Origin of the sequence: Amycolatopsis sp. lyj-90 (assembly GCF_046549035.1) — a bacterium.
Classification (GTDB): domain Bacteria; phylum Actinomycetota; class Actinomycetes; order Mycobacteriales; family Pseudonocardiaceae; genus Amycolatopsis.
The window spans coordinates 723,980-740,227 of the sequence record NZ_JAJPWP010000004.1 but is presented as its reverse complement, the minus strand read 5'-3'; the positions used below and the strand labels follow the sequence as shown (position 1 = coordinate 740,227).

The following is a 16,248-nucleotide window of genomic DNA, read 5'->3' as shown; positions in this document are numbered from 1 at the left end:
GCAAGGACATGCCTACAAACAGCCCAGTTCGATGGAGTTAGGTCAAATGAATGAAGCAGTCCGACCGACTTCGAAATTCGGGTGAACGGCAGATCGACAGGACGAAACTGATTTCACCACCCGCCGGAACGTACGAGATCCACCAGGCTTCCGTCGAGCGAGAAGAATCTGTCAAGGTGACCGTTGTCCGCTGGGCGGCCGATCTCGCCGACCAGCTCACATCGCCAGCCAGGCCGCAGAATCCCATAATGCGGGTCGAGTTGCGCTCGCCACCGGCGTTCCACCCGTGAACGCCGCCGAACCGGGCCGCAATTTTGTTCCCGGCCGCCCGGTCAGCGTCTCGCAAACCATGACGAAATTCGGTCCGGCGATAACAAATGGCGTCAATGGGACTTATCGAGGGATAAGGCGCAGCGAACCCGTACCACCCGAATTCGAGCTTACCGGGAACCGGTTTCGCACCAAAGCAAAGGTTTTCCGGCGCCGCTTACGACGAACTCGGTGTCTCAGGTGGGATTGGCCTCATCGCGCTGTTCCGCTGAACGCTTGGCCTCGCCGCCGGATCGCAGTCGTCTGACCGAACCGCCCACCAGCGCGGCCGCGCCCATGGCGACGGTCGCCGGCATTCCCGCGAACCAGATCATCAGGGCGAGGGCACCGATGCTCATGGCCAAGGCGACGGCGCCGACGATGAGCAGGATCGCCATTCTGCGAGTGCGTTCGCCGTCGTCCACGATGTGCCGGAGCAGCGCCGTTCCCGGAGTGGCGGGCTCGGGCGGACGTTTTCCGCTCATCGGCGCTCCTCGGCCCGCGCGCCGGAGAGAGTGAGGCTTCGTCGCAGTTCCCAGGCGCAGGCGACAAGGCGAAGCGCGTGGCCGAGCCTCTCGCGGCGAGGCACCTCCCGGAGATCGGCACGGAACTCCTCGGCGTACCGCAGGCGATGGCTTTCCGGCAGTATGCGCGCGGCCAACGCCACCAGCCGCTGGCATGTCGGGCCGGCGGCCGCGGGATCGGCGCGCCAGGCAAGGGGACTCGGCCGGTCGCCGGAGAGTTCCGCGCTGACCATCGCCACTTCGGCGCCGCCGCTGGCCACGTGCTTGGCCGTGAGTTCTCCGGCGGACCAGGTCCGGTAGTCGAGCGTCGGGGCACGCCCCAGCGCGGCCTCCAGATCTTGCACGAGGGTCCGGACCCGGTGAAGGGCCCGTATGCAGTCCGAAAAGACCTCTCTGCCGGACATCGTCTCGATCTCGCTGTCGAGGTATGAGGTCGCCGCTTCGGTGAACATCAGCGCATCGGCGCGCTCGATGTCGGCGGCGAAGCCATACCGGCTGATCGAGTTGGCTTGAGAAACCAGGTTCTCTCGAAGGTAGTCGCGCTCCGGGTACCACCACGGGTACTGGTTCTTCAGCTTCAAGAGCGCGTTGGCGACGCGCCGGGCGGATCGACTGGCGGAGGTCATGAAGCACCTCCCGCCAGGCCGGGCCGGAGGCGGCCGAGCGCGGTCGCCGAAGTCCTGGCGAGCGCGGCCCCCGCGAGCGCGACACCGTCAGGACTGAGCCGGTAATACCGGCGACGCGGTCGTCCTTCCGTCTTCGGATCGACCTCTTCCCAGCGGCTCTCCAGCCAGCCGAGGCTTTCCAGCCGCGCCAGAATCGGATGGATCGTCCCGCTCGCCAGGCCTGCCGCCGACGAGATCTCCAGGCCGTAACGCTCCTGCGACGGGTCGTCCAGCAGCACGCGGAGCACCAACTGCGTCGGGAGTGTCATCCGGGGCCCGGACCGATTTCCAGCCATACTCTAACTCTACCTAGGGCTAGGTAGAGTTCAAGAGAGCCAAAGGGGACCTCACATTCGGCGGCGGTCTCTCGTCGTACCCGGGACAAACACTCGCGACCAGGAGGCGAAATCCGATGAACGAGACACTCGACCCGGGCCTGAGCGCGATCGTGAGCGAGCGGCGCCAGCTGATCGGGCTCGCGTATCGCCTGATCGGTTCCCTCTCCGAGGCCGAGGACGTGGTGCAGGAGACCTACACCCGCTGGTACGCCTTGTCCCCCGCCCAGCGGGAAGCGATCGACTCCCCCGGCGCCTGGCTGACGACGGTCGCCGGCCGAATCTGCCTCGACCTCCTCGGCTCGGCACGCGCGAGGCGGGAACGCTACGTCGGCGAATGGATTCCCGAACCGCTGCCGTTCGCGTGGACCACCGGACGGCCGCCCGCCGTCGACCCCGCCGACCGGATCACCCTCGACGAGTCGATCACCATGGCGTTCCTCGTCGTACTGGAGTCGTTGACCCCGGCCGAGCGTGTCGCGTTCGTCCTGCACGACGTCTTCCGCTACGCCTTCGCCGAGGTGGCGGAGATCGTCGGCCGAACTCCGGCGGCCTGCCGTCAGCTGGCCTCCTCCGCACGTCGCCGCATCCGTGAGGCACAGGCCTCACCGGCCCCGATCGCCCGGCAGGCCGACATCGTCAAGGAATTCAAGAAAGCTTGGGAGGCCAAGGACATCGAGACGCTCATCGGCCTTCTCGACCCGAACGTCAAGGCCGTCGGCGACGGCGGCGGCCTCGTGAGCGCCGCACTGCACCCCTTCGAAGGCCGCGACCAGGTCGCCACCTACATCATGGAAGTGGCGCGCCGGGCGTCCGGCCTCGAACTCGTGGAGCGGACCGTCAACGGTCAGCCCGGCCTTGTGTTGCTTCAGGCCGAGCTGACCGTCGCGGTGTTCGCGTTCCAGATCGACGGCGACCGCATCCGGCACATCTGGGGTGTGCGGAACCCCGAGAAACTCCGGTCGTGGACCGGCGAGTGACCGCTACGCCGCGAGGGCGCCGAGTTGCCGCAGCTGGGTGAGGACGTCGACGACTCCCCAGATCTCGGCGATCCGCCCTCCGGCGAACCGGAAGATGAAGATCTCGTTGTAGGAGACCGTTTTTCCGGTGGCCGGAAGGCCCCTGTACTCGCCTTGATGGGTACCGGTCACGGTGTTCCGGCAGACGAGCTTGTCCCCGTCCTCGAGGACATCCTCGAGCGTGACCCGCAGATCCGGGAACGCGCGAAGCAGCACCGCCCACACTTGCTTGAGCGCCTGCGCTCCCGTCGTTTCCATCGGCACCGGCGCGTGGAACACCACGTCCGGCTCGACGACCTCGTCGATCGCCGCCTCGATGGCCTCGAGGCGACCGCTGCCGGTCGCATCGTGCAAGCGCGCGAACGCCGCCCGATTGCGTGCTGTCTCGGTGATGGTCATGGTGTCTCCCCAGGCTCTCGTCCGGTCAGGCGAACTGTCCGGCCCGGTAGTCACCCGCGGGGTTCCGCACGATCGCGTTCACCCTGTTGAAGGCGTTGATCAGCGCGATCACCCCCACCAGCGCGGCGAGCTGGTCATCGTCGAAGTGCTTGGCGACGTTCGCCCACGCCTCGTCGGTGACCTCGCCGCCGTCGGCCATCCGGCAGGCCTGCTCGGTCAGCTCCAGCGCGGCGCGCTCGGCGTCGGTGAAGACCGTCGCCTCCCGCCACGCCGCGACCAGGTTGATCCGCACGGCCGATTCGCCCGCGGCGGCGGCCTCCTTGGTGTGCATGTCCAGGCAGACGGCGCAACCGTTGATCTGGCTCGCACGCATCCGGACCAGCTCTTGGAGGGTGACCGGCAGAGACGAGTCGAGCAGTCCCTTTCCGGCCGAGATGATGCCCTTCAGGAACTTTCCGCCGACGGGGTTGCCGAAGTAGTCGAGCCGGGCGTTCATGGCGATCTCCTTGTGTCGTGGTGGTGTTCTGCCCAACCGACGACACAGCCCGGCGAGATGTGAGTCCGGCCGATCGCGCGGACCCGGACCGCTGAGCACGGTCCGGGTCCGGCGTGGACGCGATCAGTTCCTGAAGTACCCCTTGAACAGGATCTCGCTGATCTTGGTGGTGGTCTCCATGCCGGTTTCGAAGCCGTTCTGGATGACCTTGGTGTTGTTCATCAGGGCGAGGGTGTATCGCTCGTGCGGTCCGACGAAGCCGACCGAGTTCATGATCCAGGAGCCGTCGTCGTTGTCGTCGGACCAACCGTCCTTGTTCCCCGGCCGCGCGGCCGGGCCCGCACCCCAGACTCCCCACTGCTGGTTGACATCGACGGTGCGCATCTCGCGGACGATGTAGTCGCGGTGCTGCCGGGGCAGCTTCGTCAGGACGTAGTTGACCAGCCTGTCGAGGTCGTTCGCGGTGGTGAGGATCCAGCCCCAGTGATGCGGATGCTGGTCGGTGAACCGCATGTCGGTCATGCCGTAGGACGGGAACCGCTTCGCGAACTCGGCCTCCCCGCCGTACCGGGTCCACAGCGTGTGCGCGGCGGCGTCATCGCTGGAGTTGAGCATCCGGTGCATCAGGTCCCGGTCTTCGGGGGTCAGCTGGACTGCCCCGGAGTCGTTGCGCAGCAACAGATCGACGACCATGGCGAGCTTCGGCGTGGAACAGGCCCAGATCAGGGTCCCGGCGGCCGCGCTCCGATAGACGGCGCCGGTCCACCGGTCCCGGAGGACGATCCCGGTGTCACCGGGCCTGCTGTCGGCATAGGCCTGGGCCTTGGCGATGCGCGTCTGGAGCTCCCTGTCGAAGCGGGTGGTCGCGCCGGCGGGTGCGGCGGAGGTCAACGCGACCACCGCCAGCATCGCGGTCAGGATTACGGAAAATCTCTTCATGTGTTCCCCAGTTTTCGGAATCGGTCCTTCCTGAGCATGAAGGCGTTCCGAAGTACCGGAGGTTGCCACGACTTGGTCGACAGTGACGACGGTCACTTACAGCAGGATCTCTTCGATCAGGTCCGGTGCGGAAACGATGCCGAAGCCGAGCAAGGTCAGCGGAACGAGCAGTGCCAGTGCTTTGCCGAGTTGACGGCGAGTCCTGCCGCCGAGAAGCAGGAGGCCCGCGGCAGCGAGCGCACTCACGACCGGCAAGAGCGGCCTGTCCCAGACGACGAAGCCACCCTTGCGGTAGGCATCGGCGAGCACCAGTCCGGCAGCGCCTGCCGTGGCGAGCGCTCCCGGCCAGCCGGGGTCCCCGATGTGACGGAAACCCATTCCCAGTAAGACACCCGCGACGACGGCGAGAACACACCAGGTGCCGACGGTCGGCAGATCGATCCCATAAGGCGGAGCATCGGGGTACTTGATGCCGTACACGACATTCTTGCCCAGATAGAAGGCGAGCACGGCGGACAGGAGCGCGATGATCGCCCGCACCACTGCCTGCCGAGACGAGCGCCGTGTGGTCACGAGGCTCACCAAGACGATCCAGATGACGAAACTGTGCGCCAACACCCGCAGGTCCGTGTAGTAGGCGACGGCCGCGAACGCGCCGGAAACGACGCCCGCGACGCCGACCAGAAGGTGAATCGAGGCTGGGCGGGCCGAGCCGTCCTCAGCACTCAAGGGCCGCCTGCCTCGCGTGCTCCAGCAGTTCCTCCCCCGCCAGCCTCGCCGGTACCTCCGTGTACTTCTCCACCCCAGCCCTCCCACTTCGACGACGCGAGGCACGGTAGCGGGTCCCACCGACGATTTCCGGACATCGGCCGGGACTCCGCGTGGGACGCTGTCCGGCCTGGCCGGGTGAAGGAAGGTCGTGGGTCATGACGCGCCCGCTCCACCTTGCTGCAGGCCTTCGCCGGGCTGCTGGTCGTCGGCGGCGCCGCGACCTGGCGCCAGGTCAGAGTCAACCGCGACGGGCAGTTCGCCGACCGGTTCACCCGCGGCGTCGAGCAGCTCGGCAGCGAGAACGTCGACGTCCGGGTCGGCGGCATCTACGCGTTGGAACGCATCGCCCACAACTCACCCGAGGACCGCAGGACGATTCAGGTGGTCATCAGCAGCTACGTCCGCAATCGGGCACCGTGGCAGGCCGGAGCACCCGACGGCCCGGAGTATCCCACTCCTGTCGTCGACGAAAACCGGCCATGGCTGCGGATCCATTCCCCGGACATCCAGGCCGCGATGATCATCCTCGCTCGAAGACCGCATTCACGCGACGCGCCCCGGCTCTACCTGTCCCGTGTCGATCTTCGCAGGACGATCTGGCCCGAGGATTTCGGGCCGGATGTCCGGCGAGAACACGGGATTTCCCTGGCTGAATAGAGCATGCGCTGGTCGAGCAGCAGCTCGACCAGCGCACACGTGTCCTACCTCGAGACGCTAGCCGAGTGTCCAGTACACCGCGTGATCTTTTCCGTTGCCGACGGTGGCGGTTCCCACGACGCGGCCGCTGTCGGTGATCCGGTAGGCCTGGCTGCGGTTACCACCGGGGAGCAACCCCAGCTGCCTGCGCTCCCCGTTCCGGAACCAGGCGGTCGCCTGATTCTTGAAGGTACCCACCGCGGTTCCGACCGAGTCGACCGCTTCGACGTCGGCGCCGAGGCCGTCGTCAGGCAGGATGGTGAGGTCGCCGGCGGGATTCCAGAGCACCGCCTGCCGCTTGGGCGGGTAGGCGTAGCCGGTACCGACCGCGTAACCGGTGGGGCTGATCTGGTAGACCCAGACCGAGTGCGGGCTGGGCCAGTCCAGGTTGTGCCTCGTGCCGTTTTGATCCCAGGTCGCCGGGATCCGGGGCCCGGTCTTGGTCTCGCTCAGTACCCCGGCGGCCACCCCGGGTTTGCTGATCCTGCTGGCTCCGCTGCTGTAGCCCAGGGGCTCCAGCTCGGTGATCGGACCGCCGTTCACCCACCGCACGGCTTGGTTCGCCCCCGTGCGGAAACCGCTGCCCACGATGATGCTGCCGTCCGCGGAGATGCCGTCGGCCATGCTCCAGGTCTCACCGGGCAGCGCGCCCAGATCGGTGGCCTGGCCGTTCGGATCCCAGCGGACGGCGTGATACTGGTTGTCCGGTGTCGTCCAGTTCCCGACGACGACACCGGTGTCGCTGATCGCCGCGGCCGTGCCGTTGCGATAGCCGGGTGGGACCTGCAACGTGGTCGGCACGCCGTCGGCGTCCCATCGGGTCGGCACGGCGGCGGTCGGGGTCAGCACATAGCCTGCGGAAACCCCCTGGTTGTTGATGTCACGAACCTGCCCCTCGGTGCCGCCTGGCGTGGGCAGGGCCATGATCTGGCCATCGGCGTTCCAGCGAACCGGAAGGCTGCGCCGCGCGGGTCCCGCGAACGACAGTCCGACCATCACCCCCGCGTCATTGACCGCCAGAACGGTGCTGGCGTCGTCGCCGGGCAACGTACCGAGGTCGACCGGCCCGGCCTGGGTGGCCTGCGCCGTCCCGGCCATCGCGCAGGTGAACACGACAAGAGCCGCCGTCAGCGACCACAGCGGTCTTCGGCCACCGGCCATACGAATCCCCATCATGATGACTCCCCATCCTGATCCAGTAGCGGGTGACGGGCATCGGGCAACACGACGCTTCACCGATCACCCCCTGCGGTGACGGCGAGTGTCCCACTGACCGTGTATCGAATTCGCGACACAAAGCGATTCGCGCGTATCCCCCGAATGACCCCTCACCCAGTTTCGACGCGAGGCGACGCCTCGTCGTCCGCGGATCACAATGCCCTCACGCACAAGTCGGAAGTAACCGCCACTTGGGCGAATTCGACAAGCCGAGTCATCGACGGAGTGTTTATATCATTCCGGCAACAACAGCGACTCGATCATAAAAATGCCCTGGTGGACGCCACGCCGCGTCCTCAGAGGACCGGAACGGGCGGGTGGCCTGGTCAGGCCCGAACGCGACGAGACAGGGCTTGCCGGAAATCGGCGATCGCGACATCAAAGCAATTGCGACCCGGTGAATGGAATTCCGAGAATCCCATTCACCGGCATCGCAGAGAAGCCCGGAACCACCGCGATTCAGCAGGAGAATCGGGCGCTGTGCTGGTGGAGATCTTCGAGAGCGTCGAGGGTGGCCGTCCGGCGATACCAGTGCAGCCAATCCGCCGCCTGGGAAGCGATTCTGGTCAGCTCGGTGCGGGTGGCTTCCGACGGGGTGTGGCTGGAACGGCGATAGTGCACGGAAACGACGCCGGCGCACCCGTTCGGACCGGAGATCGGGATGCTGTGCACGGCCCGGACTTCTTCGGCGACAAGGGCTTCGAGCGCAGGTCGGTCGAAGATGCCGCACGTGGTGACGTCGGCGACGGTGACCGGTTCACGTACCCTCAGGGCGATGCCGCACGCGGTGGCGTCCCCCTCGACGTGGGCGAAGTGCTGGAAGAACTCCGAGGAGAATCCCTCGGCCCGTTCCAGTTTCAGGCCGGTATTGCCCGTCGTCACCGTTTGGATGTCACCTTGGGCGGTCTGAGCACGATCGGTCACGGTGTCCAGGGTCGCCCGCAGGAGCCCCGACGGCCGGATCGCGGGCGAGGCCGGCAGGAAATCGAGCTCGGGCGCGCTCCGCCAGACACGAGGCGAGAACCAGCGCCCGTTCCGCCAGGGCCGAGGTGCGACGAGCAACGCCCTGGCCAGCGTGTCCGGGGCGACGTGGTGACGGCGAGCGGCGGTTCCCAGCGCGCGCATCGCGGCCGTGGCGTCGGAGAGGCCGTACCTCGCCATCAGCACACCGGCGGCGTGCTCCAGCGTCGCGCGGTCGCGTAGTCGCGTCAGCAGGCTGTCGGTGTCCACCGGCAGCCTGGTCCCGGCCGCATCGAGACACGCCATGACATCACTATCCGCCCTCCGGTACCGCCGGACAAGGCGCGCGTCCCTAGCCCACCGGTGAGGGAGTGCTCAGCCTGCCATCGTGGACTTCCGTGATCCGGTCCACGGCGGCGAGGTGGACGCGGTCGTGGGTGACCAGAACCGTGGCGGTGCCGCGTTCGTGGGTGAGCCGGGTGATCAGCTCGATGACCGCGGCGCCGCGCTCGTGGTCCAGTGCGCTCGTCGGTTCGTCGATCAGCAGCACGGTGGGCTCGTTCATCAGCGCGCGGGCGATGTTCACCCGCTGCCGTTGGCCGCCGGAGAGCTGATGCGGTCGGCGACCCGCCAGGGGCGCGAGCCCGACGGCGTCGAGCAGTTCCATCGCCGCGCCACGGGCTTTCGCCGGGGAGCGGCCGTCGATCCGTGCCATGACCTGGAGCTGCTCGGCGGCGGTGAGGGACGGGAGCAGATTGGGCTGCTGGAAGACGATCCCGATCTTCCGGCGGCGCAGTTCGGTGAGTTCGCCGCGGTTCAGGCCGGTGGTCACGACGCCGTCGACGGTGACGATCCCGTCGTCCGGGCTAATGAGGGTGGCGGCGACGGCGAGCAGGCTTGACTTGCCGGAACCGGAGGGTCCGGCGACGGCGGTGAGCGAACCCGGCGGAACGTCCAGCGTGACGTCGTCGAGGGCGGTGAGGCGGGAGTCGCCGTCGGGATAGGTGAGGGTGACACCGGTCAGGTTCAGGCTCATCGGGCACTCCCCAATGCGGTCAGCGGGTCGACGGAGGTGATGCGGCGGACGGACAGCGCGGCCCCCAGTGCACCGAGCAGGATCATCACGGCGGCGGGAACGAGCACTGTGGCCGGAGTCAGCAGGAACGGCACGGCGGAGCCCGCGACGACGGCGCCGAGCAAGGCGGCCAGTCCGGTTCCGGCGGCGGTGCCGCCGACGAGAAGCACGACGGCCTGGCCGAGCGCGTCCTTCAGCAGGAAGGCCGTGCTGGCCCCCAATGCCTTGAGAACGGCGATGTCCCCGCTGCGCTGGATGGTCCAGACGGTGAAGAAGGCGCCGATCACGAGTGCGGAGATGGCGAACAGAAAGCCTCGCATCAGTTGCAGGGAACCGTTTTCCGAGGTGTAGGAGCCGATGGCGGACAACGATTCGTCCTTCGACACCGTCTTCGTTCCCGTGGCACGGTCGACGGCCGCGGAATCGACGTCGCCGGCAGTGGTCAACGCGAGCACGGTCGCGCTCGGCTCACCGCCGGTGGGCGGCGCCGTCCTCGCCCAGACGTCGAGGCCCGCCCACACCACCGGGGTGTGGCTGAACCAGGCGTCGCCCGACACGGCGGCGACCGTCAGCGGACGCCCGGCCACGGAGATGGTGTCCCCGCTCCGGACGCCCAGGTCTTCGGCGGCGGAGGACGAAAGTGTCACCGAGTCGCCGGTGAGCGCTCCGCTGTCCGGGGCGAGCGCGGAGCCGGGACGGACTCCGAACACGGAGATCCCGGCGCTGCGGTTCCCCGCGGTGGCCTTGGTGGTGGCGACGCCCAGCGGCTCGGCTCCGGTGACGCCCGGTGTCGCGGTCCACTGCCGCAGCTGTGTCTCGCTGACCGCGGAGTTGGCGAAGGAGAGGCTCTGTCCGTCACCAGGAGCGGCGAAGACGATCTTGTCTGCGGGCAGGCCGGTGACGGCGGAGACGTTCTGCTCCCCCAGCCCGGCGGTGAGCCCCGACAACAGACCGACCAGCAGGGTGATGAGCACGACGACGGCGCCCATCAGGGCGAACCGCCCTTTGGCGAATCTCAGGTCTCTCCAGGCGACGAACACGGCTCCGGGCTGTCCTTTCCGGCGGGTGGGCTGGGTACCTCTCCACGATCGCCGTCGAGTCCCGAATGGACATCTCGCCGGAGATGGCACTTCACCGGCCGGAAGGCGGCGCGCCGCTTCCACCTTTCGATAGAGGCGATTGCCGATCCGGCTCCGTAACCTGGACATACTGTGAACGCCGCGCCCGTCCTGACCCCGACCAGCCGGGTGCTGACCTGGTGTCTGCACCTGCTGCTCCTCGCCCTGCTCGCTCTGGCGGCCGCGCGGGCGGTGGCCGACGACTCTCCCCGGGCGGGAGCGGTCGCCGTGACGGTGGTGCTCTGCGCCGTGGTGTACGCGGCCGGACCGCTCCTGCCCCGCGTCCGGACGTCACGACGAGCCGCCACGTGGTGGCTGACCGCGGTGGGCGTCGTGTGGCTGGCACTGCTGGTGCTGACCGCCGACGGCGTGTGGGTCGCCTTCCCGCTGTACTTCCTGCAATTGCACCTGCTGCCGCGCCGCCAAGGCCTGCTCGCGGTGATCGTGACAGCGGTGGCCGCGATCACCGCGTTCGCCGCCCATCAGGGCTCCTTCACCCCGGCTGCGGCGATCGGCCCGGCACTCGGTGCGGCCGTCGCGGTCGCCGTCGTTTGGGGATATCAGGCGCTTTACCGCGAGAGCGAGAGCCGCCGGAGCCTGATCGAGGAACTCACCGCCACCCGCGCCGACCTCGCCGAGGCCCAGCACACGGCCGGAATGCTCGCCGAGCGGGAGCGGCTGGCCCACGAGATCCACGACACTCTCGCCCAGGGGCTGTCGAGTATTCAACTTCTGTTGCGTGCGGCCGAAAGGACGCTGCCCGGCACCGCCGGGAACGCGGCCCGCTACGTCGAACAAGCGCGCCAAGCGGCCGCGGACAATCTCGCCGAGGCTCGCCGCTTCGTCGTCGCGCTGAGCCCTCCCGCGCTCGACGGCACCACGCTGGCCGACGCGCTGGAACGGTTGTGCGCCACCACCGGCGCCCGGCACGGGATCACCACGCGCTTCCACCTCACCGGCGCCCCCGTTCCGCTGCCGACCACGCACGAGGTCGCGTTGCTGCGCATCGGCCAGGCCGCCCTCGCGAACACCGTCCGGCACGCCGACGCGGCCACCGCCGACGTCACCCTGAGCTACCTGGGCGAGCAGGTCACTCTCGACGTCGTCGATGACGGCATCGGCTTCGACCCCGGCGCCAGTGGCTTCGGTTTGACCGCGATGCGGACCCGAATCGAGACGCTGGGCGGAACCTTCGCCGTCGAGTCCTCCCCCGGCCACGGCACGACCTTATCCGTGCGGTTGCCCGTCGAACCGGAGGACCGCTCGTGACCGACGCTCCGATCCGCCTCCTCCTGGCCGACGACCACCCCATCGTCCGGGCGGGACTCCGTGCCGTGCTCGAAACCGAACCCGGTCTGGTCGTGGTCGCCGAAGCCGCGACCGCGGAGGCCGCGGTCGCCCGCGCCGCCGAGGGCAACGTCGACGTCGTGCTGATGGACCTGCGCTTCGGCGCCGGAATGACCGGTGCCGAAGCCACCGCCGCGATCACCGCACGGCCTGGCGCACCCCGCGTCCTGATCGTGACCACCTATGACACCGACGCCGACACCTTGCCCGCCATCGAAGCGGGCGCCACCGGCTACCTCCTCAAAGACGCCCCGCCCGAAGACCTGGCCGCCGCCGTCCGCACCGCCGCGGCCGGGCGCACCACCCTGGCCCCGACGGTCGCCGACAGGCTGATGAACCGCATGCGGATGCCCACCATCGCCTTGACCCTGCGCGAGATCGAGGTCCTGGGCCTGGTCGCCGACGGTCTGTCCAACCGGGCGATCGCCGAACGGCTCCACCTGACCGAAGGCACCGTGAAGTCCCATCTGGCGCGCAGCTACACCAAACTCGGCGTCGACTCGCGGACCGCCGCCGTCGCCACCGCGACCGACCTCGGTCTCATCCGCCGCTGATCACCTCGTGAGTGGTAAGGACGGTTCTAACCGTCCTTACCACTCACGAGGTCACGGGGCGCCGAACAGCGCAGCGACGGCCTCGCGCGCCTGACGGGCCGGAGCCGGATCCCCGCTGATTCCGGCCGTCACGATGGCTCCTTCGGCGAGCAGGAACACCGGCTCCGCCACCGCGAGTCCCGTAGCCAGCACCCAGGTCTCGACCTGCTCGTGGAACGCCCGCTTGTGCGCTCGCACCTCGGCCAGCACCGCCGTCGACGAGGGGCCGACTTCGCCGTGTGCGTTGATCCAGGCGCAGCCGCGGAAGCCGGGTTCGGCGAACCATTCGGCGAGCCAGTCGAAGATCGAGAGCACCCGCTCCCGGGGATCCTCGACTTCCTCGACATGGGCGGCCAGGCTGCCCCTCCACCGCTGATCACGCCGTTTGAGCATCGCCACCACCAGGTCCTCCTTGGCTTCGAAGAACCGGTAGATCCGCTTCAACGAAAGGCCGGACGCCGCGCGGACCTGATCCATGCCGACAGCCTGGATGCCGTTTTCGTAGAACAGCTTCTCGGCCGCGTCGAGGAGGGCTTCGCGGTCCAAACGGTTCTGCTCGTCGGTGACAGCGGCCGGCATCGAAACTCCTTGACGTTGAGAACGGTCGTTCCCTACTCTAGGCGTCAGACGTGGAGAACGCACGTTCTCAACCAGAGGAGGCCGACAATGTCCGAAGATCGCCCGCCCTTCCCGCCGTTCACCCAGGAAACGGCCCTGCGGAAGGTCCAAGCCGCCGAGGACGCCTGGAACACCCGTGATCCCCGCCGGGTGGCATCGGCGTACACGCCGGATTCGGTGTGGCGTAACCGGGACACCTTCGTCCAGGGCCGCGAGGAGATCTTCACCTTCCTGACCCGGAAGTGGGAGCGCGAACTGGACTACGCGCTGCGCAAAAACCTCTGGACGTTCCACGACAACCGGATCGCCGTTCGCTTCCAGTACGAGTGGCACGACCAGTCCGGGCAAGGGTGGCGCAGCTACGGCAACGAACTGTGGGAGTTCGACGAGCGCGGTCTCATGAGCCGTCGCGAGGCGAGCATCAACGACGTCGCCATTTCTCTCGGCGAGCGGCGCATCCACGGTCCCCGGCCCGCGGACGAGCACGGGGCCGAGTTCCCGCTCCGGTAGGTCAGCTCGGCTGGATCGCCCGGACCGCGGTGGCGACCTCGCCGCGAAGAGCCGCGTACTCCGCCCAACCCCGCAGTTCGGCCGCTGGGACACCGGTTCGCGGCAGGTCGACGGGCAGGTCCAGGAGGATCCGACCCGGCCTGTCACTGAGCACGATGATCCGGGTGGCGAGGAAGACCGCCTCGTCGACGCTGTGCGTCACGAACACCGCGGCCTGCCCCTCCGTGTCGGTCAGCCCTCGCACGTCCTCCTGCAACCGCTCCCTGGTGAGGGCGTCGAGCGCGGCGAACGGTTCGTCCAGCAGGAGCAGCCGCGGCCGGGCGGCCAGCGCGCGGGCGATCGCCACCCGCTGCTGCTGTCCGCCGGAGATCTCCCACACCCGCCGCTTGCCGAGGTCCCCGAGCCCCACTTTCGCCAGCAACGACGCTGCGGCGGCGGGGCGCTCGGCACGCGGGACACCCGCCCACCTCAGCGCCGCGGTGATGTTGCCGTTCACCGTGTGCCAGGGGAACAACCGCGGCTGCTGGAAGACCAGGCCGACGTCGCGTCCCGGCCGGGGCGGCCGCCCGGCGAGCGTCACCGACCCCGTCGTCGGCCGCTCGAACCCGGCGACGAGCCGCAACAGCGTGCTCTTGCCCGATCCGGACGGACCGACGATGACCAGGAACTCCCCCGCGTCGACCTGGAGGTCCACCGGGCCCAGTGCGACGACGTCGCGGTAGCGGTGCTCGACCTCGTCGATGTCCAGGAGCGGGCTCATGCCGTCTCCGGGACACGGAGAGCGGATCGGAAGGTCTCGAGCGCCGGGACGGCGTCGACCTTCTTCTGTGCTCGCAGGAATTCGGCGGTGTCGCGCAGCCGATCGGCGAGCGCGCCCGGCGCCGACGCCGAGCCGAAGTACTCGGGCGCGCGCTGCTGGGCGTGGTCGAGATAGATGTTCTGTTTCAGTTGCGCGAGCGCGTCTTCACGGGTGCTGCCGATCTGACGGGCGACCGCGTCGGCGACCGTGCCCGGGTCCTTGGCGATCTGCCCGAGTGCCGCGTTGGTCGCCTTCAGCCACTCGGTGATCACCTGCGGATTCGCGTCGATGAACTCGTTACTGGCGACGGTGAAGGTCAACGTCGGCTTGCCCGCCTTGGCCAGCTGGGCGCTGTCGATGAGGGTCGTGCCGTCCTTCTGGATGCTGGACAGCGTCGGCGTCCACACGTAGGCCGCGTCGATGTCACCGCGCTGCCAGGCCGCGAGGATGTTCTGCGGTTCCAGATCGACGATGGTGACCTTCGCGGGATCGACCCCGGCCTGCTGCAAGGCGGCGAGCAGGCTGTAGTGCGCGGTCGAGCTGAACGGAGCGGCGACCTTGCGGCCCACGAGGTCGGCGACCTTGGTGATTTCCTTGCGCGCCACCAAAGCCTCGCTGTCGCCGATCACGTTCAGCAGCTCGATGATCCGGTACGGGATGGCCAGCGGCGGGCACAACGCCTGCGCGGTGGGACTGCTGCCGATCACCGCGAGATCGAGCGAGCGGCCCAGGAACGCGGTGTTGATACTGGCGCCGGAATCGAAGGCGGTCCACTGGATCCGGTAGCCCGGCAAGGCTTTTTCCAGTGTTCCCTGGTCTTTCACCAGCAGGGTGCTGTCGGCGAACTTCTGGTAGGCGATGCGGACGGTCTTCCCGTCGGCGCTCGGCGAGGACCCGCCGACTCCGCAGGACGCGAGCAGCGGGCCGGCGGCGAGCCCGCCGAACAAGGACAGCGCGGATCGCCGGGTGAACTGAGGCAAGGGTTTCTCCTGGTTTCAGACCCGTCCCCGCCACGGGGACAGCAGGCGGGCGAGGGCGACGATCACCGAGTCGATGAGCAGACCGGTGATCCCGATGACGAACAGGCCGAGGATGACGACCGCCGTCTGGTTGTAGCGCTGGGCGTTGAGCACCATCCCGCCGATACCGTCGGCACCGTTGACCGTCTCCGCGGCGACGACGGAGCTGTAGGCGACACCGACGGCGAGCCGGATCCCGGTCAGGATCTCGGGGGCGGACGCGGGCAGGATCACCGAAGCGAGCACGTGTGCCCGCCGGGCGCCCAGTGCTTGCGCCGCTTCGACGTACTGCCGGTTGACCCCGAGGACGGCCGCGGCGGTCGCCACCGCCACCGGCGGGAACGCCGCGACCATCAGCAGGTACACCTTCGGTTCCTCGTCGATGCCGAGCCAGATGACCAGCAGGCTCAGGTACGCCAGCGGCGGAAGGGCGCGCAGGAAGGTGACCAGTGGCTCGAGCGTCACGCGGATGACCGGTACCAGCCCCATCACCAGCCCGAGCCCGATGCCGATCAGGATTCCGTACCCCGCCCCGTAGCCGACGCGCCGCAGGCTGACGCCGAGCCGCTCCCACAGCGTGGAACCGGCATAGCCGCCCTGACCGTTCGCGGAGTCCGAAGTGGACAGAAGCTGATCCCAGACCCGTGCCGGGGCGGGGACGATCTGTTCCGGCCACAGCTTGGCGAGGGTGACCAGCTGCCAGAGCACCACCAGGACGACGATGGCGGCGAGCGCCAGAGCGGGCCTGGTGAGCGCGGCGGCCCGGCGCGACGAGGACATGCCGGGGAACTTAAGGCAGGGTGCGGCAGACGCAGTAGGGGTTCCGCATGCTGGGAGC

Annotated in this window: 21 protein-coding genes; 6 read left to right on the top strand and 15 right to left on the bottom strand. The window is 68.4% G+C overall.

Translation table 11 applies throughout. From position 1 onward, the window contains the following. The first annotated feature begins 50 nt into the window (after positions 1-50). The gene (locus ACLJPX_RS18895) at positions 51-290 is read left to right on the top strand and encodes a hypothetical protein (RefSeq protein WP_410601257.1); all 240 of its coding nucleotides are present in this window, start codon (positions 51-53) and stop codon (positions 288-290) included. A gap of 216 nt (positions 291-506) precedes the next feature. On the opposite strand, the gene ACLJPX_RS18890 is transcribed toward ACLJPX_RS18895, so the two are convergent. The 3 genes from ACLJPX_RS18890 to ACLJPX_RS18880 are packed head-to-tail and all read right to left on the bottom strand — an operon-like array spanning position 507 to position 1,794. After that, a complete protein-coding gene (locus tag ACLJPX_RS18890; RefSeq protein ID WP_410601256.1) occupies positions 507-794 on the bottom strand; it encodes a hypothetical protein in 288 nt (95 codons plus the stop codon). Beyond that, a complete protein-coding gene (locus ACLJPX_RS18885; RefSeq protein WP_410601255.1) occupies positions 791-1,459 on the bottom strand; it encodes a hypothetical protein in 669 nt (222 codons plus the stop codon). Before ACLJPX_RS18885 ends, ACLJPX_RS18890 begins: the two co-directional genes overlap by 4 nt. After that, positions 1,456-1,794: a PadR family transcriptional regulator gene (locus tag ACLJPX_RS18880; protein WP_410601254.1), complete on the bottom strand. Its 339-nt coding sequence runs from the start codon at positions 1,792-1,794 to the stop codon at positions 1,456-1,458. Before ACLJPX_RS18880 ends, ACLJPX_RS18885 begins: the two co-directional genes overlap by 4 nt. A gap of 116 nt (positions 1,795-1,910) precedes the next feature. On the opposite strand from ACLJPX_RS18880, the gene sigJ reads away from it, so the two are divergent. Next, positions 1,911-2,813 carry an RNA polymerase sigma factor SigJ gene (sigJ, locus tag ACLJPX_RS18875; RefSeq protein WP_410601253.1) on the top strand — a complete coding sequence of 301 codons (903 nt, stop codon included), beginning with the start codon at positions 1,911-1,913 and terminating at the stop codon, positions 2,811-2,813. A 3-nt stretch (positions 2,814-2,816) separates the two neighbouring features. Here the strand turns inward: sigJ and ACLJPX_RS18870 are convergent, their stop codons facing one another. The 4 genes from ACLJPX_RS18870 to ACLJPX_RS18855 form a co-directional block, all read right to left on the bottom strand. Further along, positions 2,817-3,251: an ester cyclase gene (locus ACLJPX_RS18870; RefSeq protein WP_410601251.1), complete on the bottom strand. Its 435-nt coding sequence runs from the start codon at positions 3,249-3,251 to the stop codon at positions 2,817-2,819. A gap of 25 nt (positions 3,252-3,276) precedes the next feature. Further along, positions 3,277-3,747 (bottom strand): carboxymuconolactone decarboxylase family protein, encoded by a 471-nt coding sequence (locus ACLJPX_RS18865; protein ID WP_410601250.1) that lies wholly within the window; start codon positions 3,745-3,747, stop codon positions 3,277-3,279. Between the two features lie 123 nt (positions 3,748-3,870). Next, positions 3,871-4,686, bottom strand: a complete 816-nt coding sequence (locus ACLJPX_RS18860; RefSeq protein WP_410601249.1) for a serine hydrolase — start codon at positions 4,684-4,686, stop codon at positions 3,871-3,873. Between the two features lie 96 nt (positions 4,687-4,782). After that, entirely contained in the window at positions 4,783-5,415 is a 633-nt protein-coding gene (locus ACLJPX_RS18855; protein WP_410601247.1) for a DUF6518 family protein, read from the bottom strand. Between the two features lie 216 nt (positions 5,416-5,631). Between ACLJPX_RS18855 and ACLJPX_RS18850 the strand changes: the two genes are divergently transcribed. Further along, on the top strand, positions 5,632-6,114 hold the full coding sequence (locus tag ACLJPX_RS18850) for a hypothetical protein (protein ID WP_410601246.1): 483 nt from the start codon (positions 5,632-5,634) through the stop codon (positions 6,112-6,114). A 57-nt stretch (positions 6,115-6,171) separates the two neighbouring features. Here the strand turns inward: ACLJPX_RS18850 and ACLJPX_RS18845 are convergent, their stop codons facing one another. The 4 genes from ACLJPX_RS18845 to ACLJPX_RS18830 form a co-directional block, all read right to left on the bottom strand. Continuing rightward, entirely contained in the window at positions 6,172-7,329 is a 1,158-nt protein-coding gene (locus ACLJPX_RS18845) for an HAF repeat-containing protein (protein WP_410601245.1), read from the bottom strand. A gap of 501 nt (positions 7,330-7,830) precedes the next feature. Next, complete coding sequence (locus tag ACLJPX_RS18840) at positions 7,831-8,637, bottom strand: ANTAR domain-containing protein (protein WP_410601244.1); 807 nt, start codon at positions 8,635-8,637, stop codon at positions 7,831-7,833. A gap of 46 nt (positions 8,638-8,683) precedes the next feature. Continuing rightward, positions 8,684-9,367 (bottom strand): ABC transporter ATP-binding protein, encoded by a 684-nt coding sequence (locus ACLJPX_RS18835; RefSeq protein ID WP_410601242.1) that lies wholly within the window; start codon positions 9,365-9,367, stop codon positions 8,684-8,686. Continuing rightward, complete coding sequence (locus ACLJPX_RS18830) at positions 9,364-10,446, bottom strand: ABC transporter permease (RefSeq protein WP_410601241.1); 1,083 nt, start codon at positions 10,444-10,446, stop codon at positions 9,364-9,366. Before ACLJPX_RS18830 ends, ACLJPX_RS18835 begins: the two co-directional genes overlap by 4 nt. A gap of 171 nt (positions 10,447-10,617) precedes the next feature. Here ACLJPX_RS18830 and ACLJPX_RS18825 point away from each other — a divergent pair, with 171 nt between their 5' ends. Beyond that, complete coding sequence (locus ACLJPX_RS18825; RefSeq protein WP_410601240.1) at positions 10,618-11,793, top strand: sensor histidine kinase; 1,176 nt, start codon at positions 10,618-10,620, stop codon at positions 11,791-11,793. Further along, a complete protein-coding gene (locus ACLJPX_RS18820; protein WP_410601239.1) occupies positions 11,790-12,425 on the top strand; it encodes a response regulator in 636 nt (211 codons plus the stop codon). Before ACLJPX_RS18825 ends, ACLJPX_RS18820 begins: the two co-directional genes overlap by 4 nt. A 51-nt stretch (positions 12,426-12,476) precedes the next feature. Here ACLJPX_RS18820 and ACLJPX_RS18815 read toward each other — a convergent pair whose 3' ends face one another. Next, positions 12,477-13,043, bottom strand: a complete 567-nt coding sequence (locus ACLJPX_RS18815) for a TetR/AcrR family transcriptional regulator (protein WP_410601238.1) — start codon at positions 13,041-13,043, stop codon at positions 12,477-12,479. A gap of 87 nt (positions 13,044-13,130) precedes the next feature. Here ACLJPX_RS18815 and ACLJPX_RS18810 point away from each other — a divergent pair, with 87 nt between their 5' ends. Next, positions 13,131-13,592 (top strand): DUF1348 family protein, encoded by a 462-nt coding sequence (locus ACLJPX_RS18810; RefSeq protein WP_410601237.1) that lies wholly within the window; start codon positions 13,131-13,133, stop codon positions 13,590-13,592. Between the two features lies 1 nt (position 13,593). On the opposite strand, the gene ACLJPX_RS18805 is transcribed toward ACLJPX_RS18810, so the two are convergent. Genes ACLJPX_RS18805 through ACLJPX_RS18795 form a run of 3 tightly spaced genes read right to left on the bottom strand, consistent with a single transcriptional unit; the run spans position 13,594 to position 16,190 of the window. Continuing rightward, entirely contained in the window at positions 13,594-14,352 is a 759-nt protein-coding gene (locus ACLJPX_RS18805; RefSeq protein ID WP_410601236.1) for an ABC transporter ATP-binding protein, read from the bottom strand. Then, positions 14,349-15,371, bottom strand: coding sequence for a glycine betaine ABC transporter substrate-binding protein (locus ACLJPX_RS18800; protein WP_410601234.1), 1,023 nt, complete (start codon positions 15,369-15,371; stop codon positions 14,349-14,351). The genes ACLJPX_RS18805 and ACLJPX_RS18800 overlap by 4 nt, the downstream gene beginning before the upstream one ends. Before the next feature lie 15 nt (positions 15,372-15,386). Further along, the gene (locus tag ACLJPX_RS18795; protein ID WP_410601233.1) at positions 15,387-16,190 is read right to left on the bottom strand and encodes an ABC transporter permease; all 804 of its coding nucleotides are present in this window, start codon (positions 16,188-16,190) and stop codon (positions 15,387-15,389) included. Positions 16,191-16,248 lie beyond the last annotated feature (58 nt).